Annotated in this window: 22 protein-coding genes; 8 read left to right on the plus strand and 14 right to left on the minus strand. The window is 51.9% G+C overall.

What is annotated here, in order from left to right; genetic code table 11:
• The first annotated feature begins 30 nt into the window (after window positions 1–30).
• Complete coding sequence (locus LKE13_RS00145) at window positions 31–750, plus strand: hypothetical protein (protein ID WP_227947655.1); 720 nt, start codon at window positions 31–33, stop codon at window positions 748–750.
• A gap of 11 nt (window positions 751–761) precedes the next feature.
• Here LKE13_RS00145 and LKE13_RS00150 read toward each other — a convergent pair whose 3' ends face one another.
• On the minus strand, window positions 762–2,255 hold the full coding sequence (locus LKE13_RS00150; protein ID WP_227947656.1) for a M48 family metalloprotease: 1,494 nt from the start codon (window positions 2,253–2,255) through the stop codon (window positions 762–764).
• A gap of 7 nt (window positions 2,256–2,262) precedes the next feature.
• The gene (locus tag LKE13_RS00155; RefSeq protein ID WP_227947657.1) at window positions 2,263–3,042 is read right to left on the minus strand and encodes a thermonuclease family protein; all 780 of its coding nucleotides are present in this window, start codon (window positions 3,040–3,042) and stop codon (window positions 2,263–2,265) included.
• Between the two features lie 183 nt (window positions 3,043–3,225).
• On the opposite strand from LKE13_RS00155, the gene LKE13_RS00160 reads away from it, so the two are divergent.
• From LKE13_RS00160 to LKE13_RS00175, 4 genes are all read left to right on the plus strand, one after another.
• Window positions 3,226–3,975 carry a phosphoadenylyl-sulfate reductase gene (locus LKE13_RS00160; protein WP_227947658.1) on the plus strand — a complete coding sequence of 250 codons (750 nt, stop codon included), beginning with the start codon at window positions 3,226–3,228 and terminating at the stop codon, window positions 3,973–3,975.
• Window positions 3,976–4,109: 134 nt separating this feature from the next.
• Window positions 4,110–4,424, plus strand: coding sequence for a DUF2849 domain-containing protein (locus tag LKE13_RS00165; RefSeq protein ID WP_227947659.1), 315 nt, complete (start codon window positions 4,110–4,112; stop codon window positions 4,422–4,424).
• Window positions 4,425–4,439: 15 nt separating this feature from the next.
• Window positions 4,440–6,095 (plus strand): nitrite/sulfite reductase, encoded by a 1,656-nt coding sequence (locus LKE13_RS00170; RefSeq protein WP_227947660.1) that lies wholly within the window; start codon window positions 4,440–4,442, stop codon window positions 6,093–6,095.
• Window positions 6,088–6,582, plus strand: a complete 495-nt coding sequence (locus tag LKE13_RS00175; RefSeq protein WP_227947661.1) for a DUF934 domain-containing protein — start codon at window positions 6,088–6,090, stop codon at window positions 6,580–6,582. Before LKE13_RS00170 ends, LKE13_RS00175 begins: the two co-directional genes overlap by 8 nt.
• Before the next feature lie 81 nt (window positions 6,583–6,663).
• On the opposite strand, the gene LKE13_RS00180 is transcribed toward LKE13_RS00175, so the two are convergent.
• The 8 genes from LKE13_RS00180 to LKE13_RS00215 form a co-directional block, all read right to left on the minus strand.
• Window positions 6,664–7,140, minus strand: coding sequence for a YHS domain-containing (seleno)protein (locus LKE13_RS00180; RefSeq protein ID WP_227947662.1), 477 nt, complete (start codon window positions 7,138–7,140; stop codon window positions 6,664–6,666).
• A gap of 105 nt (window positions 7,141–7,245) precedes the next feature.
• Window positions 7,246–7,908: a rhomboid family intramembrane serine protease gene (locus LKE13_RS00185; protein WP_227947663.1), complete on the minus strand. Its 663-nt coding sequence runs from the start codon at window positions 7,906–7,908 to the stop codon at window positions 7,246–7,248.
• A 20-nt stretch (window positions 7,909–7,928) separates the two neighbouring features.
• Entirely contained in the window at window positions 7,929–8,564 is a 636-nt protein-coding gene (locus LKE13_RS00190; protein WP_227947664.1) for a glutathione S-transferase family protein, read from the minus strand.
• Between the two features lie 49 nt (window positions 8,565–8,613).
• Window positions 8,614–9,822, minus strand: coding sequence for a CaiB/BaiF CoA transferase family protein (locus LKE13_RS00195; protein WP_227947665.1), 1,209 nt, complete (start codon window positions 9,820–9,822; stop codon window positions 8,614–8,616).
• On the minus strand, window positions 9,819–11,915 hold the full coding sequence (locus LKE13_RS00200) for an acetate--CoA ligase family protein (protein ID WP_227947666.1): 2,097 nt from the start codon (window positions 11,913–11,915) through the stop codon (window positions 9,819–9,821). The genes LKE13_RS00195 and LKE13_RS00200 overlap by 4 nt, the downstream gene beginning before the upstream one ends.
• 34 nt (window positions 11,916–11,949) lie before the next feature.
• A complete protein-coding gene (locus LKE13_RS00205; RefSeq protein WP_227947667.1) occupies window positions 11,950–13,761 on the minus strand; it encodes an acyclic terpene utilization AtuA family protein in 1,812 nt (603 codons plus the stop codon).
• A gap of 5 nt (window positions 13,762–13,766) precedes the next feature.
• On the minus strand, window positions 13,767–14,594 hold the full coding sequence (locus LKE13_RS00210; RefSeq protein WP_227947668.1) for an enoyl-CoA hydratase/isomerase family protein: 828 nt from the start codon (window positions 14,592–14,594) through the stop codon (window positions 13,767–13,769).
• A gap of 36 nt (window positions 14,595–14,630) precedes the next feature.
• Window positions 14,631–15,287: a TetR/AcrR family transcriptional regulator gene (locus LKE13_RS00215; RefSeq protein ID WP_227947669.1), complete on the minus strand. Its 657-nt coding sequence runs from the start codon at window positions 15,285–15,287 to the stop codon at window positions 14,631–14,633.
• Between the two features lie 154 nt (window positions 15,288–15,441).
• On the opposite strand from LKE13_RS00215, the gene LKE13_RS00220 reads away from it, so the two are divergent.
• Window positions 15,442–16,587, plus strand: a complete 1,146-nt coding sequence (locus tag LKE13_RS00220; RefSeq protein WP_227947670.1) for an acyl-CoA dehydrogenase family protein — start codon at window positions 15,442–15,444, stop codon at window positions 16,585–16,587.
• On the opposite strand, the gene LKE13_RS00225 is transcribed toward LKE13_RS00220, so the two are convergent.
• From LKE13_RS00225 to LKE13_RS00240, 4 genes are read right to left on the minus strand one after another with little or no spacing between them, the layout of a single operon-like run.
• On the minus strand, window positions 16,584–18,617 hold the full coding sequence (locus LKE13_RS00225) for an NADPH-dependent 2,4-dienoyl-CoA reductase (protein WP_227947671.1): 2,034 nt from the start codon (window positions 18,615–18,617) through the stop codon (window positions 16,584–16,586). The two genes, LKE13_RS00220 and LKE13_RS00225, sit on opposite strands and share 4 nt — an antisense overlap.
• 24 nt (window positions 18,618–18,641) lie before the next feature.
• The gene (locus LKE13_RS00230; protein WP_227947672.1) at window positions 18,642–19,436 is read right to left on the minus strand and encodes a TIGR03084 family metal-binding protein; all 795 of its coding nucleotides are present in this window, start codon (window positions 19,434–19,436) and stop codon (window positions 18,642–18,644) included.
• Window positions 19,437–19,464: 28 nt separating this feature from the next.
• Window positions 19,465–21,456 carry an acetyl/propionyl/methylcrotonyl-CoA carboxylase subunit alpha gene (locus LKE13_RS00235; protein ID WP_227947673.1) on the minus strand — a complete coding sequence of 664 codons (1,992 nt, stop codon included), beginning with the start codon at window positions 21,454–21,456 and terminating at the stop codon, window positions 19,465–19,467.
• A 53-nt stretch (window positions 21,457–21,509) separates the two neighbouring features.
• Complete coding sequence (locus tag LKE13_RS00240) at window positions 21,510–23,132, minus strand: acyl-CoA carboxylase subunit beta (protein ID WP_227947674.1); 1,623 nt, start codon at window positions 23,130–23,132, stop codon at window positions 21,510–21,512.
• A gap of 226 nt (window positions 23,133–23,358) precedes the next feature.
• Here LKE13_RS00240 and LKE13_RS00245 point away from each other — a divergent pair, with 226 nt between their 5' ends.
• Window positions 23,359–24,828 carry a hydroxymethylglutaryl-CoA synthase family protein gene (locus tag LKE13_RS00245; protein WP_227947675.1) on the plus strand — a complete coding sequence of 490 codons (1,470 nt, stop codon included), beginning with the start codon at window positions 23,359–23,361 and terminating at the stop codon, window positions 24,826–24,828.
• A 2-nt stretch (window positions 24,829–24,830) separates the two neighbouring features.
• Window positions 24,831–26,036 carry an acetyl-CoA acetyltransferase gene (locus tag LKE13_RS00250; protein ID WP_227947676.1) on the plus strand — a complete coding sequence of 402 codons (1,206 nt, stop codon included), beginning with the start codon at window positions 24,831–24,833 and terminating at the stop codon, window positions 26,034–26,036.
• Window positions 26,037–26,064 lie beyond the last annotated feature (28 nt).

Consider the following 26,064-nt stretch of genomic DNA (forward strand, 5'->3'; position numbering starts at 1 on the left):
GCCTCAATCCATGGGGAAGCAGATGCCCTCATGGCCATACATGATGAAATTTCCCGGCGGTGGCGGCATGGTGACCGAATCGTATATCTTGGAAATTATCTCGGCCGCGGCGCGAAAGTCCGGGAAGTTTTCGACGAACTTTTATCCTTTCGTATAAATCGCCTATGTCTTCCGGGCATGATCCCGGAGGATATTGTATACCTGCGCGGCGCGCAGGAGGAAATCTGGCGCAGCCTGCTGCAACTCCAGCTCGCACCGCAACCCACAGAAGTTCTCGACTGGATGGTCGCGAATGACGTTGGCCATTCACTCGCGGCGTATGATGAAACTCCAGATGAGGTTCGCAAATATGTTCGTGAAGGCATTCTCGCAACGACCAAATGGACAAACCGTCTACGTGAGAAAATGCGATCCTATCCAGGTCATAATGATATTTTTATCGCACTGCGCCGGGCCGCCTATACAGAGGATGGTGAATTACTCTTTGTTCATGCCGGGCTGGATCCGGCACTTCCGGTCATCGAGCAAAATGACAGCTTTTGGTGGGGCAATCGCCGGTTTAATGAAATTAGCTCGCCTTATTTCGGATTTAGACGCGTCATCAGGGGATACGAGAAGGAGCATGGAGGCGTCACTATTAAACCTTATACGGTCACGCTTGATGGAGGTAGCGGCTTCGGCGGCACGCTGGAGGCCGCGTGTTTTTCCCTCGATGGAACAATCGCCGACCAGGTCAGCGTTCCAGCCTGAGAACAAACATGCTAACTTCCGCCTCGCAAATTTTTGTAAGGTTGTCCAACCGGCGGCATGCCATTTTCAAATGATGGATTGAGTAGGATAAACAGTGCCTTTTTATCCTTAGTCACATCGGCCATCCCGGCTAGTATGGCGCCTATATCTGTCTTTTCAGAAACTGTTTCAATCTTCATCAGGACCGGCTTTATCGCTGCTGCTTCCGCGGCATCGAGGGGGCGAAAACTGTTGTAACTCCCTGTGAAGCTATTTTGGAGAGCATTACCCGGATTTGTTGTCTGATAAATGAACCGTGCAACGCGGTCACCGCCAAAGTCAATCACGGCGGCGGTCAGGTAAATTTTTTGTCCACTCTGCTCGAGGATAAGACGCGTAACTGCCGCCGGCGCCCCTCTCACTTCGGTCGTAGAGACAGATGGAACCTGCAATTTTGCCAACCACACATTCTTTAGATAATCCGCCATTGATTGCCCTGGGCTACTTAACTTCCCAAGGTCGAAGACCATTTGGTTGCCCGTACCATCAACGGCATAAACAGCGCGCGAGGAGTTAATAAGCTGGAAGCCTTCCGGGGCGGAAAATTTGAATCGCAATTCTGGATGCAGAAATTCTCGCCCTCGAATGATCCCTTCTTTTGGATCATCCCCATAGAGCATACCGTCAATGGCACCGAAATACCGACTGCGCCCATATTCCCGGTCAAGGTCATCAGAATTTGCAGCCGCCGATGCCGAGGCGCGCCCGATCCGGTCATCTGTTTGAGGGTGGGATGCAAAAAAATCAAAACTGCCACCGGCCGAATTCCCCGTGAGCGCCGCCATATATTCAGTCTGCGCGTCCATCCTTTTCAGAAAATCGGCCATAGCTTCGCGAGGATATCCGGCAAGGCCTAAATATTTCACGCCTAACTGATCCGCTTCATATTCCTGATCGCGTGAATAGCCCGCGACGTAGAGCCCGCCTAGCTGCTGCCCTAATTCCTGCACAACAGAGCTCCCCGTCAGGACAGCTGCAAGGGCGCCGATTAACCCGATTCCTGTCGCACGCGATTGGCGGGCGGCGCCATGGCGGGCCGTAACATGGCCGATTTCATGCGCAAGAACGCCTGCGACCTCCGCCTCATTATTGGCGAGGGCGAGAAGGCCGCGCGTGATATAGACATAGCCACCGGGAAGAGCAAAGGCATTGACCACCGGAGAGTTCAGAATAGTGAATCGCCATGGCAAATCCCGCATTTCAGAGACAAAGGCAAGGCGCAGTCCAATATCCAACACATAGTCATTCAAGCCTTCCTTCATATATTCGCCGCCATATTGGGCAACGACTTGCGAATGCTGCTTGGCACCAATCTCCCTATCGTCGCTCGGCTCGAAAATAGAAAAGAGATTATCAAACAAGTCGGCCTTGGCTGGCGTGCTGAATGGCAAAGACCCCATGACGAACAACGGTATGAGCGCATGCCTCATAAGCTTCCAAATCTCGCATCCAAATTTGATATTCATTCTATCCTTATCCTTCACCCGCCGCGTCGCTAAGTTCGAGCTGCTCGGGGAAATCAAGCTCCAAATAGGGTCCGTTATAAAAACGCACCAGCCCCCTTACAATAACTGATCTATTCTTTAGATCCTCAATCTTCCAGTCCCCTTGTCCAAATTTTTTGCGTGACCGCGACGATATAGCGACCGTAAAGTCATTGCGCCAATCCTCCCCAAAGTTAAGATATGTGGCGCTACCCCCGCGATAAACTTCCCGAACTATGCCTTTTGCAACGATGAACTGGCCATTCCAGTACTGCCGTGCAGGACGATTCGCATTAACGATCTTGAAATGACGCCAAATTCCAAGATTTTCAATTTCTGCAGCCTTCTCCGCTTGCACGAGTCGCTGCCGAAGGGCGGGAGGATAGTCCGGCGCCCCACTCCACACCCCAAAGCCTCGCGCAACAAGCTGTTCCTGCAGCCACGTCCCATCGGTCAGCAATATTTTACCATGAATATCTCCATAGCGATTTCGCGCACTGCCGGATTCCCTAAAGGGCTGAACATCAAGCTTAAAGGAAGGCGGGTTAAATGACCGCTGAAGATAACTCTGTGCGTCTCGGTAAAGCTCAGGGTCTTGCGCCTCTTCAACAAGGCGCACACCGTAAAGTGCAACATGCATATTATTCACGGTAACTACCCGATCAACTTCAACCCTGTCCGCCACAAGTGTTTGAATCCCCGATCCAGCGGATGCCATAGACATGGTTCCGATGCAAATTACCACCGCCGCGAAAGCTGAAAAGCGCATGATCCCTCCTGACCTCAGTTTGATGAAATAATGGTCCGCGATCAATTATATTAAAGAGTATCAGGCTCCGCTCTTTCATATTTCACATTATTTTATTGTGTAATATTTTTTATACATTTTTAGTTGATATTATATTTTATACCCCATAAATATTATTCTAGATCAATTTTTATGGGAAAAAAGATGACCAATACCGCCGTTAAATTTTGCCCCGAATCAGAAGCCGCCCGCCTCCGCGGTCTTTATGGTCACCTTTCCGGCCTCGAATTACTCGACGTGCTTGTACATAACGAACTCAAGGGGGAAGTTATGCTCTCGTCGTCATTTGGCGCTGAATCTTCTGTCCTTCTGGATCTCGTCGCGCAGGTTGATCCGGCAATACCCGTTATCTTTCTCGATACGCGACGGCTTTTTGGAGAAACACTCCGTTATCAGAAAACCCTCACTGATCACCTCGGTCTGGAAGATGTCCGAATTATCCGGCCCGATGATGGCGTTCTGTTGCGGCTCGATCCTGAAGATATGCTGTTCAGTGATGATCCAGATAAATGCTGCCATATTCGAAAAGTCGCTCCTCTTGATAACATACTGAATAAAATGGGTAATTTTGGATACAAGGCCTGGATTACCGGCCGGAAGCAATTCCAGGCGGCAACCCGCACAGCCCTTCCAACGATTGAAGCCGACACCGATTTCGTCAAAATTAACCCTCTCGCCAACTGGACGAATGACGATATCAAGCAAGCCTTTCTTGCAAAGAATTTACCGCCCCATCCACTCGTTGCCGATGGCTTCAAATCTATCGGCTGCATGCCCTGCACAAGCCGTGTCGCCGAAGGTGCCGATCCCCGGTCCGGCCGCTGGGCAGGCCGAGATAAAACGGAATGTGGCATACATCTGTCGAAGCGGACTGATATGACGACAGCTATATAATACATATTTTTACTGTATTATTAATATAACTCACATTTTTATTGATATATTAATATAAATACATAATTATAAGAGACAGATAGAAATTGCCTCACGTCCGGCTGGCTGTTGAGACTTTTCAAAGGAGAACAATAATGGCACTACAGGTTTACACGGCTTCTCTTCTAAAAGAGGGACTTGTTGCATATCTCGCTCTCGAGAATGGCCGTCCGTCTTGGACATCCGATATTCATCAGGCAACAGTTAGCGAAATGGCTACGCTGGACGACCTTAAGCAAGCTGCGGAGCAATCGGAACAGGACAATATTATCGTCGCGCCCTATGCGATTGACGTTCTTAAGACAGAAAATGGTATTGTCGCCACGACAAAGCGCGAACAGATTCGCGCTGAAGGACCGACAATCGAGCTACCGCAGGATACGACACGCGAGAGCCGTCAGGCCGCATAAACTTTAAGGTCCGCCATGTATAAATATTCTGAACAGGATCACCAGCTCCTGCTGGAGCGCGTGTCCCAATTCCGTGGGCAGGTTGACCGCCGCCTTAAAGGCGAGCTGTCGGAAGAAGAATTCAAGCATCAAAGGCTACGGAATGGCCTCTACTTACAACTCCATGCCTATATGCTTCGGGTCGCCATCCCTTATGGTCTGCTGTCATCGGAACAGATGCGCACCCTCGCGCACATAGCCCGAAAGTATGATAAGGGTTACGGTCATTTCAGCACACGTCAAAATATCCAGTATAACTGGCCGAAGTTAGAAGATGTGCCGGATATTCTAGATGACCTAGCAAAGGTCGAGATGCACGCCATCCAGACCAGCGGTAACTGCATTCGCAACACAACATCCGATCCACTTGCCGGCGTCGCCCGCGATGAGATTGAAGATCCTCGCCCCTATTGCGAACTGATACGGCAATGGTCGACCTTCCATCCCGAGTTTAATTTCCTGCCACGTAAATTTAAAATCGCGGTGAGCGGCGCCACCCACGATCGGGCGGCAGTTGCCGTACATGATATTGGCCTTCGTCTGGTAAAAAGCGAAACATCAGAGGAGACCGGGTTTGAAGTCTATGTCGGAGGTGGGCTTGGCCGAACACCGATGCTCGGCAAGATCATTCGAAAATATCTTCCGAAGCAGGACATGCTCACCTATCTAGAGGCGATCTTGCGGGTTTATAATATGCTCGGTCGGCGCGATAATATTTACAAAGCACGCATCAAGATCCTTGTCCATGAAACAGGCGAAGAAAGATTCCGTGAGCTTGTCGAAACTGAGTGGGAGAAAATTAAGGCTGGCGGCCTTTTCCTGAGGGATGAGGATTTTAATTGGGTCAAAGGGTTCTTTAACGATCCGGTATATGAATCTCTGCCCGATAGTGATGCAGACTTTGAGAATCTTATGCTCAGCAATGCGGAGTTCGCCCGCTGGGTCGATAAGAATATCGAGCTACACAAACAATCCGGCTATCGCATTGTTTACCTGTCCCTTAAAACTGCGCATCAACCACCGGGCGATGTGACGGCCGATCAGATGGATGCGATTGCCGACCTTGCGGACAAATACAGCCTCGGCCATATTCGCACGACGCATCGGCAAAATCTGGTTCTTTCGGATGTGCCGCTAAAGGACTTACCGGCCCTTTGGGAAGAGTTGAAGGCGCTTGATCTTGCAACGCCCAACTACAACCATGTGACCGATATCATCTCCTGCCCCGGGCTGGATTACTGCGCGCTTGCAACGGCCCGCTCAATTCCAATTTCGCAGGCAATTACGGCGCGGTTTGATGACTATGACTTCATCAATGATCTTGGCGATGTTAGCATCAATATTTCCGGCTGCATCAACGCCTGCGGGCATCATCATGTTGCCAATATCGGCATCCTCGGCGTCAACAAGAAGGGGACGGAAGTCTATCAGTTGACCCTCGGCGGCAGCGCCCGTGAGGATGCGGCCATCGGCAAAATCATTGGCCCCGCGTTTGAGGCAGACGAGATTGTGGACGCCGTTGGTAAGGTTCTTGCGGTCTACCTTGAAAGCCGAGAGGAGCCTGAGGAGACTTTCCTTATGACATACCGGCGGCTCGGCCAGGCCCCTTTTAAGGAGCGGCTCTATGGATAACTATATCAAAGACCGCAAGGTTGACAGCGATGAGTGGATGCCCTTCACCGGTCTCGAGGATGGCGACTCCCTTCCGACCGGGGATATTTATGTCCCGTTGGAAGAATGGTTGAATGCTCGTGAAACATTGCTCACGCGAAACGGCCGGTTAGGCGTCGCGCTTCGCAACACCGATGATCCGGAAATTATCAAGGACGATTTGGAGCGGCTTGATTTGGTTGTTCTCGAATTTCCGAAAATGGCGGATGGAAGGGCGTTTACTCAGGCTCGCCTTCTTCGTGAGCGCTATGGGTACAAGGGGGAAATCCGGGCAACCGGTGATGTTCTTTATGATCAACTGTTCTATATGCAGCGTTGCGGCGTGAACGGTTTTGAGCTACGCGACGATCAGAATGCATCCCATTCACTGAAGGCATTTGATGAGATGACCGTCACCTATCAACCCGCCTCAGATGAGGAACTTCCCCTCTGGCGCCGCCCGAAATAAACGGTTAAGAATAAGAAGGTCGCACAATGCGGCTTCTTTTGAAAGCACCTGGTTCTCGCTCCCCCGCAGCCAGGTGCTTTTTTATTTCAAATCCTTGGCAATGACTGGCCAGTTGGCTTCCGCCAGCTTGATATTGCCGGGAATATCTTCTTCCCAAGTGCTCTGAACACCCTTGGAATAGTTGAGGTAAAGCTTATTGTCTACAATCTTCCATGCCTCAGGTACCGTTGAAGCGGTATAGCCCTGACTGACGGCCCAGGCACAGTATCCACCATATTGGGGAGCGTATTTTTCAGGGTTGGCTTCGAACATTTTCTTATGCTCGTTGCTTACGAAATACCAATCAGCACCTTTCCATTCAACGCTATGGTCCTTGCTACCTTCAACAGGCTTTCCGTCGGTGAAATAGGCAACAACGTCATAGCCTTCAACAGCTGTTCCAAAAATTGTGCTGTAGTAAAGCTTTTCTGCGGAAGCTGTCTGGACAGTTGAGAAAGAGAGAATTGCGACAAACAACGCAATCGCCACAGTTTGCAGTTTGATCAACCGAGTCATCATCTTGATATTCCTCCCTTAAATGAAAGAAAAGGACTTCCTAGCCTCACCAAGATAATTATTTCTCACTCTATCGCCAGCCACTTTCAATAACAATGGCGTGAACAGCTAAGAGGAAGATACTCGTTTTCTTGAGTATATAACGGCAATGACCAGTCCAACGGCAAAACCGACGAGGTGAGCAACCCAGGCTATTCCCACCCCCGGACCGACCAGAAGCGTGCCAAGTGGTGTTGCGCCGATCACTAAATTTATGCCAAGCAGTACGGCAATCAGAGTCACAACGCCCCTTAGACGGTAGCGGGGCAAAAGGACAATCATCGTCGCCCCCATCGCGCCGAATACAGCCCCGGAGGCGCCGTAAAGAGTGATATTCACGTTTGGCTCGGCAATCAAATATTCAACAAACGCCCCGAACCAACCCGACAGGAAATACAGGATCAGAAAGCGAATTGCGCCGAACCGGCGCTCTGTCATAGTCCCGAAGGCCAGCAGCATCCCGGCGTTAAGGACCATATGGCTCCAGTCATTGTGAAGAAACATATGGCTGTTGAGCGTGATAAAAATATGTAAAAACCCGCTCAAGGAGCGCTGCTCAAGGAGGACGGAAACAATCGCCGGCCGGAAAGAAAAGTTACTATAGACCCAGTTCAATGTCTCAGGCGTCGTGATCGTAAGTAGCAGATGCACGCCAATAATGGCGGCAACCATATACATCGTCGCAGGTGGCACATTGAAGACCGGCTCCCGGCCCTGGTATTCATTTGTCACGCAGATATTGTCCGGTTAAATCAATCAGCAGCCGGACCATAAGAGTAATGCCCGCCTTTTTCAAGCGCGCGCGTATATGCCGGACGGGCCTGAATACGCTCAACAAAGGCGGCAAGCGCCGGATACGCACTCAGGATACCGCGCGCACGAGCCGCCTCGAGAGGAAAGGACATCATGATATCTGCGCCGGTAAGATCGGAACCGACAAAATATTCCCGGCCCGTCATCTCGTTATTCATGAAGAAAAAATGATTTTCCGTCTCGCTATCAATCCTCGGCATCAGCGGTGCCGCCGCATCGCCAAGACGACTTGTATAAAGCCGAAGGAGGAGTGGCAGCATTGCGGAGCCTTCTGCATAATGTAGCCACTCTGAATATGCTTCGTGCTCAGCACTGCCAGGTTCTGGCGCAAATTTCCCTGCACCATATGTCCGGATCAGATAATCAGTTATTGCTCCGGATTCATGAAGCCGAAGCTCCCCATCCACCAGTACGGGAGATTTACCAAGCGGATGGATTTCCTTCAGTTCGTCTGGTGCAAGTCTGGTGGTTGCGTCACGTTCATAGCGCACCACCTCATAATCGACACCAAGCTCTTCCAGAAGCCACAATATCCGTTGAGAGCGGGAGTCGTTGAGATGGTGAACTGTAATCATGATCAGCTATCCTTTTTTAATCAGTAATCAGGTCCGCCCAAGACAGGCTTCAGGCATCTTTTGGAGCTATAATCTTAGCGATATCGTCATCAGCATACCCGAGTTCACGCAAGATTTCCTCCGTATGTTGCCCCACCTCTCCAGGCGGCGATACGGCATTTTGCGGGCTATCTTCATTTGCAATAAAGGGGGCGCCAACTAATCGCAATGCTTTATCAAATCCCCTCACATCTTTTGCTTCGACCACAATACCGCGATGTTCCAATTGCGGATCGGATGTGGCCTCTGCCAAGGTCCGGACCGCTTGCACGACAACGCCAGCCTCACTCATAATCTTGATCCAGTCTGCCGTCGTCTTGGTCTTCATTGACTGGCCGACAATCTCCAGCCCCTCGCGCAGATGCGCCTGCCGCGCCTCATAGGTCGCAAAGCGCGGATCTTCTAGCAAATGTTCCAATCCCGCAGCCTTCAGCATTGCAATATTATGGGCTGGCGTAATCGTGGCAATTAGAACTATTCCGTCCAGTGTCTCGAACACCCCGGCAGTGGGCTGACGCGTCGGAGATTCGTTGCCTATCAGCGGAGGGACATTGCCGCGCACCATAAAGTCAGCCATTTGCGCCGCAGCCAACATAAGGGCACTATCGTACATCGCAACATCTACATATTGCCCCTTACCTGTCTTTTCACGACGGTAGAGCGCGGATGAGATCGCAAACGCGGCATTCATTCCAGTGAACATATCGATCACCATGATGCCAATACGCATCGGACCTGACTCCTCACTGCCGTTTAGGGTAAACAGGCCGGATGCCGCCTGAATGGCAGAATCATAAGCCTTGTCACCACTCCGCGGACCTTTCTGGCCATATCCGCTGATTGAACAATAAACGATCTCGGGTTTGCGTTGTTTCACACTCTCGTAATCGATCCCCAGTTTCTTTGCTACGCCGGGCCGAAAATTCTCAACGACGACATCGGCATCATCAATCAGGCGATAGACAATTTTCCGCCCCTCTTCCGACTTCAAGTCAATGGCAAGACTGCGCTTGCCAAGATTAACCGTCAGAAATGCAGGTGACAGGCGTTTAGCGACCATCTCCGCATCCGTGAGCGTAGTCCGAAGCTGATCGCCTTTTACCGGAGCCTCAATCTTGATGACATCCGCCCCCAGAAGAGAAAACATCTGCGTACTGATCGGACCTGCCAATACTTGCGTAAAATCTACGACTTTAAGACCTTCATATGCCTTCATCATGCATCTCCCTTGGGAACGATCAGCGCATCAACTGCAACGGCCCCTTCAGGAAGAACAATAAACGGATTGACATCGATAGTTTCGATTTTGTCAGCATTGTCCGCCGCATAGACGGAGAGTTTGGAGAGGGCCTCCGCCAGCGCCTTCAGATCAGATGGCGGTGCACCCCGCACCCCATCCAGCATGGCGCGCCCTTGAATTTCATCGATCATTCGATATGCTTCATCCACTCCAAAAGGCGCAAGACGGAATGTCACGTCTTTAAGAACCTCAACAAAGACACCGCCAAGCCCGAACATAACGGCAGGACCAAAGACCGGGTCGCAAACGACGCCCATCACCGTCTCGACACCACCGGACACCATTTCCGCGACAATAACGCCGTCAATTTTCGCATCCGGCTTCGCTTTTTTCGCGCGTTCAATAAGCGTTGCATACCCTTCCGCCACTTCTTGTTCGGAGTTGAGCTTGAGAAGCACTCCGCCAATTTCCGTTTTATGAAGGATATCTGGCGATGCAATTTTCATAACTACAGCGCCGCCGATATTTTTCCATACCTTGACGGCTTCTTCCGCAGATTGAACCAGTTCTTCACGGGTAACGGGCACGCCGATACTGTTCAGAACTTTCTTCGCTTCATGTTCTGCGATTGGTTCCGTTGGGGCGGGCAACGTCCCATCGGGCAATGCAGGCGGAGCATCCGGCCGACCGCGCTTGTATATCTCCCCGAAATAGGTAAGCGCTGCCATGGCCCTCACAGTAAGGGACGGATCTTCGAAGCAAGGGATGTTGAGATTTTCAAATGGCTCAATAATGTCTTGCGGCCCGATCAGACTCATCATCATCATTTCATCGGGATACTTCTTGCGAATATTGGAGAAAATATCTCGACAGGCATCACGGGTAAATGGCGATGCCGGCACACCCGCAAGATAGACGATGTGGCTGTCGAAATCGGCCTCCTCAATCGTCATCTCAATATTTGCTTCCATCAATTTTGGATCGTTCAAAGCCTGAGCTGTGAAATCGACCGGGTTATTAACCCCGGCAAACGGGATCAACTCTTTCAACTTCTTTTGCGTCGCCTGTGGAAGCGGAGCGACATCCAAGCCATATTTCACCGAAGCATCCGCCATCTGCACGCCAACACCGCCTGAAATTGTCTGCAAATCGATCTTGCGACCTGTTGGATAATTACCAAACTGACAAGCATAGGCAATATCTACAAATTCTTCGGTAGTTTCCGCGCGGTAGACGCCATACTGCTTGAACAGTGCATCATAAACCGCATCTGCACCAGCAAGCGACGCCGTATGGGACGCCGCAGCCGCCGCACCAGCGTCAGTTTTGCCAACTTTCATAAAGATGACCGGTTTTTGCGCATCCCGCGCCATTTCAAGCGCCCGACAGACCCGGTCTGCATCCTTCATGCCTTCCGCATAGGCGAGTACAACCTTGACTTCAGGGTTTTGAGCATAATATTCAATCACTTCGGCAACATCGACATCCGATTCATTGCCTGTAGTCACCCAATAGTTCGACCGAACGCCCCGCAGTTGAGAAACGGCAAAGACATGGGCTCCATAAGCACCGCTCTGGCTGACGATGCCAATCGATCCAGGTGGGTGTAGTAAGGCTCCAGGCGCATTACTGAAGGTGCCGTACCAGCCCGCACTGATATTGAAAACACCCAGGCAATTGGGGCCAATAATCTTCATCCCGCTTTCTTTTGCAATCCCCGTAATCTCGCGTTGAGCGCGGGCACCATCATCGCTTTGCTCGGCAAAACCAGAGGTGAACATGACCGCACTTTTAACACCCTGATCCGCACAATCACGCAAGGTTTGAACCGCAACTTTTGCCGCAACGGCAATGACCGCACAATCAACTCCCGTCGGGACATCCTTTATGCTGGCATATGCGGGCAAATCCTGAATAGTTTCATAGTTCGGGTTTACCGGATAAATATTGCCTTTGAAGCCTGCATTCTTCATGGCATTTATTGGCCTGCCTCCAATCCGGGAGGGTGTGTTCGAGGCACCGATAATCGCCACAGATTGCGGCCGCAACATTGGCTCAAGTGGATGGGTCATTCTTATTTCCTTTTTTATCCCTCAGTCGAAATTTTTACGATTGATTTTCAATCAGGTCGCTCGGTACTTTGATCGGCAATGCGAGAAGCTGTTGAGCGTATGTCTTCGCCAGATTATCAAGATGAAGAGTGGTGGTTCCACCGCCTCCCAGACAGTTCGTTAGCAGAAAATTCACCGCATTCATACCCGGTAAATCAAACCGCATGACGTCACCCTCAACGACATGCCCGAAGTATTTCTTCACGGTCTTTTCTGTCGCGCTTTGCTTAATCCATGGAAGATAATCAGGTTTGCGGGCAATAACACCGACATTAGCATTGTTCCCTTTATCACCGCTCCGCGCGGCGGCCAATGTTATGAGGGGCACTTCAACCAAAACATCAGAGGTCGAATTCAAAGTGGCTTCCGGTGCAGAGTGGTGTGATTCCGGGAAACTTGAATACTTCCTCGGAACCATACTTTTATATTTAACCGGTTTATCGTTTATGAATACTTTGGGCTGGATACGTGCCTTATCGATCTGGAAGGCGAACTGCGCAACTACCGGCGTGATCTTCGGCCGACCTGCCGCCCCTGCCGAGCAGCGCCCCGTCGTCATGGATAGACCAACACCCGTCGTCTCCTTAGAGAAAAGTTCGAGCGCCGCGCGTTCATCATGCTTGACTTCTATCTGGGTAACGACCTCCCGTGCAACGGCGGCATGGTCGTCCGCATTATTGCCCCAGAGGGTTTGCGAGCCAATGACATGCACTGCCGTGTCACGATAGTCGCCTAAATTTCGCTCAACAAAAAGACGACGGGTCCGCTTCAGCAAGGCGTTGGCAAAAGCCCGCCCTTTCTCTACTGCATCAAAGCCTGTGATGACAGTCGCGGCCGTCGCGCGATATCCATCCTTATACGTACCCGAAACTTTATAAGTTGATGTTGGCGCACGGCCTTTGACATTCGCTACATCCAGCCAATCTTTCTTCGTTTCCGTTAAGGTTACTCCAGAAAAATCACAAATTACATCCGGCATAATATAGGCCTCGGGATCTCCAATCTCATAGAGGATCTGCTCACCCACTGTCAGGCGGGAGACAAGGCCACCGGTGCCCTCTGGCTTGGTAATTGCGAAATTCCCGTCCTCCCGGCAGACAGCGATGGGATAGCCCATATCATCCCAGCCACCAACAGTATCCCGCCAATCGGTAAAATTACCCCCGGTCGCTTGCGCTCCGCATTCGAGAATATGACCAGCGAGACTACCCGAGGCGAGCCTGTCATAATCATCGACGGTCCAACCGAACTCATGGATTAAGGGCCCCAAGGTAACGGCACTATCAACGCATCGACCTGTGATCACCACATCCGCTCCTTCATCGAGGGCAGCAGCAATCGGAAAAGCCCCGAGATAGGCATTGGCGCTGATCATCCCGTCCGGCATCGGTACGCCGGAGAACATCTCGGTTATTCCTTCAGAACGAAGGTTTTCAATTTCCTCCGTCAGATTATCACCCTCCACCGTGCCGATTTTAAGATCGACACCAGCTTCCTCTGCGACTTTAGCGAGCGCAGACGCGCATGCCGCCACATTGACGCCGCCAGCATTGGCCACGACCTTGATACCGCGCGTCTTGATCTCATGAAGAAGCGGCTTCATGGCGAGATCGACGAAATCCCGCGCATAGCCAAGATCCGGCGATTTCTGCTTCGCCCGCACGAGGATAGACATGGTGACTTCCGCCAGATAGTCAAAGACGAGGTAATCAAGATTGCCTTTAAGGACGAGTTGGCGCGGTGCCTCCTGCGAGTCGCCCCAATACCCCGACGCGCCGCCGATGCGAATGGTTTTTGAATTAGTCATATCATTCACCCTTTCGCACTACTGTCCGGCATCTGCCAGGCGGGTTTTCGTTTTTCGGCGAAGGCTGACTGCCCCTCCTTACCCTCCGCACCTCTGTTCAACTCAGAAAATTTCGCAGCGGAGAAACTCACCATTTCCTCTTCAGGGAGTGAGCCGACCTTTAACATAATCGCCTTGGTCGCCGCGTTCGCCATAGGTCCGCAACGTAGTACTCGCGCGACAACGTCCTCCAACATCGTGTCGATATCCGCATCGGCGGAAAGATACTGCGCAATGCCATATTCAAATGCCTTCGCGCCATCGAACCGCTCGGCGGTGAGGGCAAGCTGCCGCGCGCGAGTCAAGCCGATCCTTTTAACGACATAGGGCGCAATCTGGGCTGGCGCCACGCCAAGCGTTGTTTCCGGCATCCCCATCCGCGCACCCTCTGCAACAATGGTAATATCGGCAAGGCAGGCATAGCCCATCCCTCCACCAAAGGCCGATCCTTCGACGACAGCAATGGTTGTCTGAGGCAGTCTCTCAAATCTCAGGAACGCCAGTCCGGCAGCACGGTTGCGTTCCATAATCGGATCGCTATCGGGGGTGACGACATCCTCGGCCATGTTACGACGTTCTTTAATATCGCCGCCCGCACAGAAATGCCCTCCTGCACCGCGCAGCACCACCACCCTGACCTCGGGTGTTGCCTCCAACCAATCGACAACAGCGGCGAATTCCGCCCCCATCTGACTATTGATGGCATTTCGCTGATCCGGCCGGTTGAACCAAAGGTTCAATCTCCCCGCGACCACATCAAGCTTAAGAAATTCACACTCCGGTAGCTCATGCATTTTCTTTTTCTTTCTTTTTATCGCATCCCCCGCCGATTATGCCTCGGTCAGGTATCTTTTAAACATAGCCTTAAATTGATCAATTTGCAGCGAAACTTTTTCATTTTTTCCTGCAACTATATTTGTCAGCGCCAGACCGCGGAGTGTAATGAGCAGCATCTGCCGCCAGGATTGAATTTCCTCCTGACTTCGGCCTGTATCAGCAAAGACTGCCTGCCAGACAATCGCTCTTTCCTTTTCCAGATCCTCCAACGCCATCGTAATGGCATCCTCAAACGCCGGGTCTTGGCGCCCGCGTACTGCAATTTCAATAAAGGCCGTGTAGTTAAATCCGCTAAACCCCTGCCAATAGTCATCGACTATACGGTCGATCCGCTCTTTAAGTGGCAAAATAGTCAGCTCCGCCGCGTCCAGATGTTGGCTAAGACGGTTTGCAATCTCTTCTATACTGGCGACCAGCAGGGATTTGGGGCTATCAAAATGATACTGAATGGCGCCGCGTGTCAGCCCGGCTTTGCGTGCGACATCTGCCATGGTGAGCTCCCCCGCTCCCTTTTCATGCAGCAGCATAATCGTTGCATCAACAAGGCGCTGACGAGTTTCCGCTCGCCTGTCTTCCTGCCGCCGTCGTTTTCCGTTTCGTTGCGGTGACGTTATATCCAATGTCGCCTCATCCAAACAAGAAAGAGCCATTGGCCGCACGCGGCACAATCACTCACATCCGGGATTACATAATATTCATTTGTAACATTCATGCATGAACGTTAGTGTGAAGGCATCAAAAAAACAATCCCTTTAACGGGCCGACAATTCAAATCTTGCCGGAAAATAAAAATTGGGGAATATCATGCAGTTTACTCAGGAACATCGAGAACTTTCCGAAAGCTTGAAGAAATTTATCGAGGCGGAGATAAATCCGCATGTGGATGAGTGGGAGGAAGCGGAGCAATTCCCCGCCCATGAGCTGTTTAAGAAGATGGGGGATATGGGTTTCCTTGGCATAAGTAAACCTGAAGAATTTGGAGGAAGCGACCTTGACTACTCCTATGAAGCCGTCGCTTCCGAGGCTTTGGGCTATATAGCATGTGGCGGGGTTGCGATGGCAATCGGAGTACAGACCAATATGTCGACGCCGGCCCTCGCCCGACATGGTTCCGATGAATTGCGGAGAGATTTCCTTGCGCCAGCCATTGCCGGTGACATGGTGGGGTGCGTTGGCGTAACCGAAGCCGCCGCCGGATCGGATGTCGCGAGCCTAAAAACAACAGCCCGAAAGGACGGCGATGATTATGTGATCAACGGCTCCAAAATGTATATCACCAATGCAATGCAGGCAGACTGGGTCTGCCTTCTCACCAATACCGGAGATGGCCCCGTCCATAAAAATAAGACGCTGATCATCGTTCCTCTGGATAGCCCCGGGATTACCAAGCATAAACTTCGCAAGATCGGCATGATGTCCTCTGATACGGCTCAGCTCTTTTTTGATGATGTTCGAGTGCCACAGCGCAACCGGATCGGCGAAGAAGGGCGCGGTTTCATTTATCAGATGCAACAATTCCAGGAAGAGCGACTGTTTGCCGCCTCGCGCGGCCCGCGCGTCATGGAAGAGGCAATCAATGAGACGATCGACTATACCCGCGAACGCAAGGCTTTCGGTAAGGCCATCCTCGATAATCAGGTTGTGAACTATCGCCTCGCCGAGCTTCAAACGGAAGTAGAGGCTTTACGCGCCCTTACTTATCATGCGGTAGAGCTCTATGTCGCGGGTGAGGATGTCACCAAGTTAGCCTCCATGGCGAAGCTGAAGGTTGGGCGGCTGCAGCGGGAAGTCATGGACAGCTGCCTGCAATACTGGGGTGGTCAGGGGTATATGTGGGAATCCTCCATCTCTCGCAAGTTCCGTGACTTCCGCCTGACCTCTATCGGCGGCGGCGCCGATGAAGTTATGCTGAAAGTCATCACGAAACTGATGGGCATATCCCCGGATTAAACGGCCGCGGCGAGATAACTTGCCTGGTTAATGGCGCGTTTTGCATCCAGCTCCATAGCTTCGAACGCGCCACCGACCAGTTCCGCGTCAACGCCATTCGCAACCAATTGATCATAAAGCTCACGTAGCGGAAGCTGGCCTGCGCAGATGATCACTGTATCAACATCAAGAATTTCATACTGATCATTGATATGAAGATGAAGGCCTTGATCGTTGATCTTGAGATACTCGACGCCATTGATCATTTTTACGCCGCGCCGCGCCAAGGTGATGCGATGCGTCCAACCGGTCGTCTTGCCAAGCCCACGACCGACCGGTGACGATTTCCGTTGAAGTAAAGTCACCTCCCGGTCCGATTTCGCGACAACCGGCTCCACATCGGTTACACCGCCGCGCGGATGATTCTTAAAATCTATCCCCCATTCTTTCGCAAATATTTCAACATCGAGAGAGGCGGATGTACCTTCATGAGTGATCTTCTCCGCGACATCAAATCCAATGCCGCCAGCACCCATAATGGCAACTTTCTTACCGACAGGTTTTGCGCCTTTGATCACATCTATGTAGCTCACAACTTTTGGATGGTCGATTCCCTCGACGTCTGGAACTCGTGGAGATATACCGGTGGCGATAACCACCTTGTCGTAGCCTTCCGCAGCGAGCATTTCGGCATTTACCCGGGTGTTCAGTTTCAGGTCAATCCCGAGTTTTTCGATCATGCGATTAAAATATCGGATCGTCTCATAAAACTCTTCCTTGCCCGGTATTCGCTTCGCAAGGTTGAACTGCCCGCCGATTTCCGGCGACGCATCATAGAGCGCGACCAAATGCCCGCGTTCCGCCGCTACAGTCGCGTATGCCAAACCTGCTGGCCCCGCCCCAACGACGGCAATCCTTCTTGGCGCTTCAGCGGTCACGTAATTTAGCTCCGTTTCATGGCAGGCGCGCGGATTTACAAGACAGCTCACTTCCATTCCATTGAATGTATGATCGAGGCATGCCTGATTACAAGCGATGCAGGTATTGATTTCGTCCTCCCGCCCTTCAAACGCTTTCAGAACCAAATCTGAATCCGCAAGCATCGGGCGCGCCATTGAGACGATATCCGCATCCCCACGTGCTAGCACATTTTCTGCAACGTCCGGCATATTGATACGGTTGCTGGTTATCAGCGGAATATCGAGTTCTTTCCGGAGACGTCCTGTTACCTGGGTAAAGGCCGCACGGGGCACCATCGTCGCGATCGTTGGAACAGCGGATTCATGCCAGGTGAAATGCGTGCTCATGATATTAACGCCAACTTTCTCGATTTGTTTGGCGAGCTGCACCACTTCCTCCCAGGACATGCCGCCCTGCAACATGTCCATCGCGGCAATTCGGAAAACAAGGATGAAATCCGGCCCGACTGCTTCGCGTACCCGGCGCATGACTTCGACGGGAAACCGCATCCGATTTTCAAAGGACCCACCCCATTCATCCGTCCGGCGATTAGTTTTCTCCACAAGGAAGGTACTGAGGAGATAACCCGCAGAGCCAATGACCTCCACACCGTCATAACCTGCTTTCTGCGCGCAGACCGCGCAGTTCACAATATCCGCGATTTGCTTCTCTACACCTTCCGCGTCCAACTCGCGCGGTGTCTTGCTGGCAATGCGGGAGCGTATTGCAGACGGCGCAACTGGGTTTTCATTTCTGGCGAGAGGTCCCATATGCAATATCTGCATACAGATTTTGGTATCCGGATCAGCTTGATGTACGGCATCAGTTACGAGGCGATGCTCTTCCACCTCGTCGTCATTTGAGAGCTTCGCGCCAGCCCCACCTTCAAGATTTGGGGAAATACCACCGGTGATAATCATGCCAACACCGCCACGCGCCCGTTCCGCGAAATAGACAGCCATGCGTTCAAACCCACCTTCAAGCTCTTCCAGTCCAGTATGCATGGAACCCATAAGCGCACGGTTCTTAATTGTCGTGAAGCCAAGGTCAAGAGGTGAAAAAAGATTTGGATATTTCTGATGTGCCGTCATTTTTTCTAATCTTTCATTTCAAATTCAGGCGTGGCGTGTTCCTGCCGCAGGAGGGTTGCGCGCAGGCCCCGCAAAACACTGCGCGACAGACATCCAGCGCGTCGCAATCTCACCCGATACTTTTAGGTTGGTATCCGCAATATTACGAGTCTGCGTAACAACCTGACAGAATTCGGAAGCATCGCCTTCAACAAGGTCCGCGGTATTTTCCGGGTTCCATTCCCAGATGTCTCCCGACGGGGCCGTCAACCGGACATGCGGCACCGGTTCCGGCACCTCTTCCTTGCGATTAATAAAAGTCCAGCCGAAGGTATTCATTCCCATAACGGCAATACTTTTGATCAGATCCCTGTTCTCCCGTTTTACGCCAAGCAGGTCATAGATTTCCTGCGCATGGGACCAAGTTTCCATTAACCGGGCAGAGATGCTGGACCGCGCACTCATGCTCGGCCCAACCCAAAGCAAACGCTGCTTCGGATCAGCGGCGTAAAACCGATCCGACATCTCCATATAATAGGCCCGCCAGGCATCCCGCAACGCGGTTCCCTTTAGGCCATCCAGCATTTTATCTGTTGCATCAATAAGTGAACCGGATTTATCCCGAAGCTCGGAAAGCTCTCCATAAACTCGCTTGAATGCTTCTTCATCCGTAAGAGTCAAATCAGCGACATAATTGAAGAAATGCAGATGCTGCATGACATCATTAACCGTCCAGTCGCGGAACAGCGTTACCCGGTCGTAATCCGCCTCACCAAGCGGCTCAATGAGACTGTAGAGTGCTTCGCTTTCATCTCTGAAATCATAGGCTTCTTTCAGCATTGTCTGAATTTCCCTTTTTATTTCCGCATTATTCCGGCACTTCAATTTCGAACAGAAGATCGTCGATAGACACTTGGCTTGCCGCCGTGGCAATCACATTCTGCACGACACCGGCAACTTCAGCCTGGATATCATGCTGCATCTTCATCGCCTCCAGCACAGCAAGACGGGTCCCAACATCAACTGTATCACCAGCCTTCACAAAGACTTCCAACAAGGTGCCATGCATGGGCGCTGTCACCTGCCCGCTCCCCGCAGCGGATGCGGTCGCCTCCGGGAACGCTATCTCATTAATAAACCGTAACGTCTTCCCGCCATCGGTGAATTCCAGCACCCCTTCAGAAAGGGCCTCATAATGCACGCGTTTGCGACTTCCATCGACGGTCAGCAGTGCCCTGTTCTCGCTCCGCTCCAAAACCTCAATGACCAGAGCTGCTTCACCCACCATAACATTATAACCGCCTTCGCGCTTTGGCGCGACAGTGACATCGATTTGATCTTCAGCCGCCGGGAACACATAACGGGTCAGCAATTCTCCGCCGCTTGACCAATCCATAAGCTGCTCAGTCACAAAAATCGCCGCCGATTTTGCCCGTTCACGCTCCACCTGATACAAAAGAACGGCGGCCATCGCCATTTCAATCTGATCCGGAATTTTTGCAGCCAACCGCTCGCCATCGAATAAGTCGCCAATAAAAGCGGTCGTCGCCTCTCCTTTTGCAAAGGTCTCCTCATTGAGGATATCGATTAGAAAACCACGGTTGGTTGTCAGGCCAAATATTACCGTATTTTTAAGCGCCTCAATCAGACGGTGGCGGGCAATCTCCCGACTTTCGCCATGGGCGATGACTTTCGCGATCATCGGATCATAAAAAGGGGAGATATCCTGCCCGGAATCAATGCCGGCGTCGAATCGCACGCCGTCTCCGTCCGCCGCCTGCCATGTCGTAATCTTGCCTGTACAGGGAAGGAAGTCCTGCGCGGTATCTTCCGCATAAAGACGCACTTCAATGGCATGGCCATTCAGCTTAACGTCCTGTTGCTCAATCCCAAGCGGCTCACCCTGCGCCACTTGAATTTGTAGCGACACAAGATCGTTTCCCGTCACCATCTCGGTCACCGGATGTTCCACTTGCAACCGGGTATTCATTTCGAGAAAATAGAAATTATTTCCGGCATCGAGCAGAAACTCAACGGTACCGGCACCACGATAGTTGATACTGCGCGCCGCTTCCACCGCAGCTGAGCCCATCTTTTCCCGGAGTTCCGGTGTCATGACTGGGCATGGCGCTTCCTCTACCACTTTTTGATGTCGGCGCTGAACCGAGCAATCCCGCTCACCCAGATGGACAACATTCCCATGATTATCCGCGAAAACTTGAACTTCTACATGTCGCGGTTCAATTATCGCTTTTTCAAGGATAAGCTCCTCCGAACCGAACGCGTTAAGCGCTTCCGAGCGCGCAGAGGCAAGGGCGTCAACAAGGTTCTTCTCTTCATGTACAAGACGCATGCCGCGACCACCTCCGCCCGCCGCGGCCTTCACCATAATCGGAAACCCAATATCTTTGGCTGCGGCAACAAGTGTACCGTCAGACTGGTCATGGTCTTCATATCCGGGAACACAAGGCACATCTGCCGCAATCATCCGCCGCTTGGCCGCTGCCTTGTTCCCCATCAAGTCAATCGCCTCGGCAGAGGGTCCAATGAAGACAATACCCGCATCCTCGCATGCCCGTGCAAAATCTGCATTCTCTGACAGGAATCCGTAACCCGGGTGAATAGCCTCCGCTCCCGTTTCCTTGGCTGCGGCCAATATCTTTGTCATATCCAAATAGGACTGCTGGACAGGCGCAGGCCCAATCAACATTGCCTCATCTGCGATACGGACATGAAGCGCCGCGGCATCCGCCTCTGAGTAAACAGCGATAGTGCGATACCCGAGACTTTTGGCTGTTTTGATTACCCTAACGGCAATTTCGCCCCGATTGGCGATCAATATGCTATTGAAATTTCTCATTTTTCCGGACCCACCTGTTTATATCTTTTTTCTTATTCATTGATTACCGGAGATTAGAGTCGGCCAACGCCGAAGCTGTTCGGTTGCAGGGTGCGATTACGCGCCTCCCAGCATGTTTGCAGCGCGAAGCCGATGACTTTACGGCTATCACGTGGATCGATAACACCTTGGTCAAGAAGTTTGCCTGAGGTATAAAACGCGTCCGCTTGACTATCAAAGTGATCAATCAAACGCGCCTTTTGAGCGGCGAGTGCCTCTTCATCAACAGGTATGCCTTTGCGTTCTGCACCACTTCGCGCCACCTGATCCATGGTGAGTGCCGCTTGTTCACCACCCATCACGCCAGTCTTGGCATTTGGCCAGGCAAACAGGAAATCCGGGTCATAGGCAAGGCCGGCCATCCCATAGTTACCGGCACCGAAGCTTGCCCCGATATAGAGTGTTATTTTCGGCACCCGGACGGTGGAAACGGCCTGGATCATTTTAGATCCATGCTTGATCATACCTTTTTGTTCATACTCCTTGCCAACCATATAGCCGGTAATATTATTCAGGAAGATCAACGGAATATTCGCCTGGTCACAAAGCTGGAAGAACTGTCCGCCCTTCGCCGCGCCATCCGGATCGATCGGGCCATTATTGCCCACGATGCCGCAGGCCTGTCCGAAGATATTAGCCTGCAAACAAACAAGGGTGGCACCGTAACGTGGTTTAAATTCCTCAAAATCGGAACCATCAACCAGCCGGGCGACAACTTCGCGGACGTCATAAGGTTTTCGATAATCCACCGGAACCACACCAGTAATCTCTTCCGGATCGTAGCGCGGCTCCTTGAAACTTTTTATCTCTGGTGTCGGGCATTTATCGTTCCAGCCGAGGCGGCCAATGATGTCCCGTGCAATCAAAAGGCCATGGGCGTCGTCTTCGGCGAGATATTCAACAAGCCCCGTGGTGGTCGCATGCATTTCCGATCCCGCCAGTTCCTCCTCATCCGAGATTTCACCTGTTGCAGCCCGCACCAGAGCCGCACCGCCGAGAGAGGCGCGCCCCCGCCCCTTGATGCCAATAACATAATCGCTCATGCCGGGGAAATATGCCCCACCGGCCGTTGATGGGCCGTGCAGAACGACGAAAGTAGGGATACCTGCCGCACTCAATTTTGCGAGCCTCTGGAATCCCCCGCCCCCATGCGCCCATGATTCAACCTGATACTTCAGAAGATTGGCGCCCGCACTCTCAACGAGATGTACAAAAGGAAGCTTCTTATCAATGGCAATATCCTGACAGCGACGGACTTTCTCCCCGGACTTCTGGGTCATTGCGCCAGCGTTGATGCCGCTATCGCTCGCGAAGATCATACACCGCACACCGTTGATAAATCCGATGCCAGCCAACGAACTTGCCCCCGGAATGCTTTTATCCCGATCATTCGTATCCACCATATAATTGGCGAGGCCGAACAGCTCCAGAAAGGGCATACCCGGATCGAGAAGACGGACCAACCGCTCACGTGGGGTCAATTGACCGCGCTCCTCAAATCTGGCGCGCCGACGCTCAGATAATTGTTTCGCGCGATCTTTTAACGCATGTAAATCATCGACAAGTGCCAGCATCTCCTGCCGATTGGTGGCAAAGCTGTCAGAAGAGGCAACGATTTTGGATGAGAAAACGGCCATTCGGAACTCCCGATTTTTATTTTTTTCTTTATTGATAGCATAGGAAAGTTCGCGCCGTTAAGAAAAAAAATGACGTGAGCGACCGTGGCATAATTTAATTTTCTGGCGTTACGCCGACAGTCGTTTTAAACTGTCATTCTGCAGGAAATAAATCGCGGGATATAATGCTACGCGCCCTGCATCATATAAGTGGCACTAAGAAATAATAAAAAAGGAGCCTTTCCAAATGGAAGTAGGAATATTGGCCTACGGGGGATATATCCCGCAAAGCCGATTGCAACGTAGTGAAATCGCAAAAGCTCACAGCTGGTTTAATCCAGGGCTTAACGGCCTTGCCAAGGGCGAAAGAGCAATGGCAAATTGGGACGAAGATAGCGTCACCATGGCCGTCGAAGCTGCGCGGGATTGTCTCGCAGACTCTGACCGCAATGATGTTTCCGCTGTTTATATGGCCTCAACCAGCTTTCCGTTTATGGATCGGCAGAATGCAGGCATCGTTGCTGATGCGCTGAACCTGAACAGCAGCCTGCAGACCCTCGATTTCGCCTCCTCCCAGCGAGCAGGTAGCGCGGGATTGGCGACAGCCCTTCAGGTAGCCAAAGGAGGCAGCGGCCCAATTCTTTTCACTGCTGCGGAAAAACGCCAGACGAAGGCGGCAAGCCCGCTGGAATTCACATCCGGCGACGGGGCGGCCGCTTTTCTGGTCGGTCAGGGCAAAGTCATTGCCCGCCTTCTCGGCAGCCATACAGAAGCCGTTGATTTCGTCGATCACTTCCGTGGCGAAGGCGAAGCCTATGACTACAATTGGGAAGAACGCTGGATCCGCGATGAGGGATATCTCAAAATTGTACCAAGTGCCATTTCCGCCCTGTTGTCGGAAACCGGAGTTAAAGCGGAAGATGTTACAACCTTCTGCTTCCCGGTAGCCGCGCGCGGTGTCGCTGGAATGCTTGCGAAGAAACTCGGTATACCCGAGAGTTCCGTTGCAGATAATCTTCAGGCAAACTGCGGTGAGACTGGGACTGCCCATTCCATGGTAATGCTGTCCCATGCGTTGGAAAATAGTAAGCCGGGCGATAAAATCCTTGTCGCAAGCTTCGGTCAGGGCAGCGATGCTCTCCTGTTCGAAGTGACTGAGGAAATCAAATCGCTTTCTCCCCGCAAAGGCGTTTCGGGCTATCTCGCTCGTCGCTATGCGGAAACGAACTACAACAAGTTCCTCGCGTTCCATGATCTGGTTAACTTGGAACGTGGTATCCGCGCAGAGACCGACAAGAAAACCGGCCTGACGACCCTTTATCGCAACAAGGGAATGACCCAGGCCATGATTGGTGGTCAATGTTCCCAATGCGGTACGGCGCAGTTTCCGAAGTCCAATATGTGCGTTAATGAAAATTGCGGCGCCATCGGTACGCAAGAGGATTACCCCTTCGCGGAGAGAATTTCAAAAGTGAACTCCTTTACCGCGGACCGGCTTACCTATTCACCGGATCCGCCCGCCTATTACGGCATGATCCAGTTCGAAGAAGGCGGTCGCCTGATGAGTGACTTTACCGATATCTCGCCTGAAACGGATATCAAGGTAGGAATGCCCATGCGGATGATGTTTAGGGTCAAAGACTATGACAACAAGCGCGGGTTCAGGCGTTATTTCTGGAAAGCGACCCCCGCGGACGCTTCAAATAAAGGAGAATAAAAATGGCTGCAGGGATTAAAGATAAAGTTGCTATTTTGGGTATGGGTTGTTCACGATTTGGCGAACGCTGGAATGACAACGCAGAAGATTTGATGATCGAGGCCTATGTCGAGGCGCTGGCAGACGCGGGGATCGAGAAGAGCTCGATTGACGCCGCCTGGTTTGGCACCGGTATCGAGGAAGAGCATGTGGGCAAATCCGCCGTACCGCTTTCCATGGCGCTAAGGCTTCCCAACATCCCCGTTACCCGTGTTGAAAACTACTGCGCCAGTGGTTCAGAAGCTTTCCGTGGTGCCGTCTATGCTGTTGCCTCCGGCGCGTGCGATATCGCGCTCGCCCTTGGTGTCGAGAAATTGAAGGACACAGGATATGGCGGCCTGCCGCAACGTAACCGCGGATCCGTCAATGACCTCTTCTGGGCGAATGCGTCGGCTCCCGGCTCTTTTGCGCAGTTGGCTTCGGCTTATTCTGCGAAGCATGGCGTCAATAAAGATGACATGAAGCGGGCGATGGCCCATATCTCCGTCAAGAGCCATGACAACGGATCCAAAAATCCAAAGGCGCATCTTCGTAATAAAATCAACGAAGATAAGGTGATGAACGCCCCAATGATTGCAGAGCCCCTCGGCCTCTTCGATTGCTGCGGTGTAAGCGATGGATCGGCCTGTGCCATTGTCACGACCCCAGAAATTGCGAAATCACTGGGAAAATCGGATCTGATAACGGTCAAAGCTATGCAACTCGCGGCCTCTAACGGTCGGGAAGCGCAGCATAACTCCTGGGATGGCAGTCATTTCGTGACCACCCGCGCAGCTGCTAATCGCGCCTATAAGGAAGCGGGGATTACCAAGCCGCGGGATCAGATCAGCCTGTTCGAAGTACATGACTGCTTTTCCATAACGGAATTTGTCACCATGGAAGATCTTTTCATCTCCGAAGAAGGTAATGCCGTCAACGATATCATGGATGGCTTCTATGATGCTGACGGCAAGATCCCTTGCCAAATCGACGGCGGGCTTAAATGCTTCGGCCATCCGATTGGCGCATCGGGCCTGCGCATGATTTACGAGATGTATCTGCAGATGCAGGGCCGCGCAGGAGATCGTCAGAGAAAGGAAGAGCCCGTGGTTGGCATGACACATAACCTCGGCGGCTTCCCGCATCAGAATGTCTGCTCCATCACCATTGTCGGAAAAGAAGGCGCTTAAGCTCTTTCTCCGGACCCCTTCAGGCCGC

Source organism: Sneathiella sp. HT1-7 (genome assembly GCF_020731145.1).
Taxonomy (GTDB): domain Bacteria; phylum Pseudomonadota; class Alphaproteobacteria; order Sneathiellales; family Sneathiellaceae; genus Sneathiella.

Bases quoted from the DNA above. Each gene is read 5' to 3' on its own strand.
- LKE13_RS00145 (WP_227947655.1), top strand. From the start codon at position 31: ATGGCCATACATGATGAAATTTCCCGGCGGTGGCGGCATGGTGACCGA.
- LKE13_RS00150 (WP_227947656.1), bottom strand. From the start codon at position 2,255: ATGAATATCAAATTTGGATGCGAGATTTGGAAGCTTATGAGGCATGCG.
- LKE13_RS00155 (WP_227947657.1), bottom strand. From the start codon at position 3,042: ATGCGCTTTTCAGCTTTCGCGGCGGTGGTAATTTGCATCGGAACCATG.
- LKE13_RS00160 (WP_227947658.1), top strand. From the start codon at position 3,226: ATGACCAATACCGCCGTTAAATTTTGCCCCGAATCAGAAGCCGCCCGC.
- LKE13_RS00165 (WP_227947659.1), top strand. From the start codon at position 4,110: ATGGCACTACAGGTTTACACGGCTTCTCTTCTAAAAGAGGGACTTGTT.
- LKE13_RS00170 (WP_227947660.1), top strand. From the start codon at position 4,440: ATGTATAAATATTCTGAACAGGATCACCAGCTCCTGCTGGAGCGCGTG.
- LKE13_RS00175 (WP_227947661.1), top strand. From the start codon at position 6,088: ATGGATAACTATATCAAAGACCGCAAGGTTGACAGCGATGAGTGGATG.
- LKE13_RS00180 (WP_227947662.1), bottom strand. From the start codon at position 7,140: ATGATGACTCGGTTGATCAAACTGCAAACTGTGGCGATTGCGTTGTTT.
- LKE13_RS00190 (WP_227947664.1), bottom strand. From the start codon at position 8,564: ATGATTACAGTTCACCATCTCAACGACTCCCGCTCTCAACGGATATTG.
- LKE13_RS00195 (WP_227947665.1), bottom strand. From the start codon at position 9,822: ATGATGAAGGCATATGAAGGTCTTAAAGTCGTAGATTTTACGCAAGTA.
- LKE13_RS00200 (WP_227947666.1), bottom strand. From the start codon at position 11,915: ATGACCCATCCACTTGAGCCAATGTTGCGGCCGCAATCTGTGGCGATT.
- LKE13_RS00205 (WP_227947667.1), bottom strand. From the start codon at position 13,761: ATGACTAATTCAAAAACCATTCGCATCGGCGGCGCGTCGGGGTATTGG.
- LKE13_RS00210 (WP_227947668.1), bottom strand. From the start codon at position 14,594: ATGCATGAGCTACCGGAGTGTGAATTTCTTAAGCTTGATGTGGTCGCG.
- LKE13_RS00215 (WP_227947669.1), bottom strand. From the start codon at position 15,287: ATGGCTCTTTCTTGTTTGGATGAGGCGACATTGGATATAACGTCACCG.
- LKE13_RS00220 (WP_227947670.1), top strand. From the start codon at position 15,442: ATGCAGTTTACTCAGGAACATCGAGAACTTTCCGAAAGCTTGAAGAAA.
- LKE13_RS00225 (WP_227947671.1), bottom strand. From the start codon at position 18,617: ATGACGGCACATCAGAAATATCCAAATCTTTTTTCACCTCTTGACCTT.
- LKE13_RS00230 (WP_227947672.1), bottom strand. From the start codon at position 19,436: ATGCTGAAAGAAGCCTATGATTTCAGAGATGAAAGCGAAGCACTCTAC.
- LKE13_RS00235 (WP_227947673.1), bottom strand. From the start codon at position 21,456: ATGAGAAATTTCAATAGCATATTGATCGCCAATCGGGGCGAAATTGCC.
- LKE13_RS00240 (WP_227947674.1), bottom strand. From the start codon at position 23,132: ATGGCCGTTTTCTCATCCAAAATCGTTGCCTCTTCTGACAGCTTTGCC.
- LKE13_RS00245 (WP_227947675.1), top strand. From the start codon at position 23,359: ATGGAAGTAGGAATATTGGCCTACGGGGGATATATCCCGCAAAGCCGA.
- LKE13_RS00250 (WP_227947676.1), top strand. From the start codon at position 24,831: ATGGCTGCAGGGATTAAAGATAAAGTTGCTATTTTGGGTATGGGTTGT.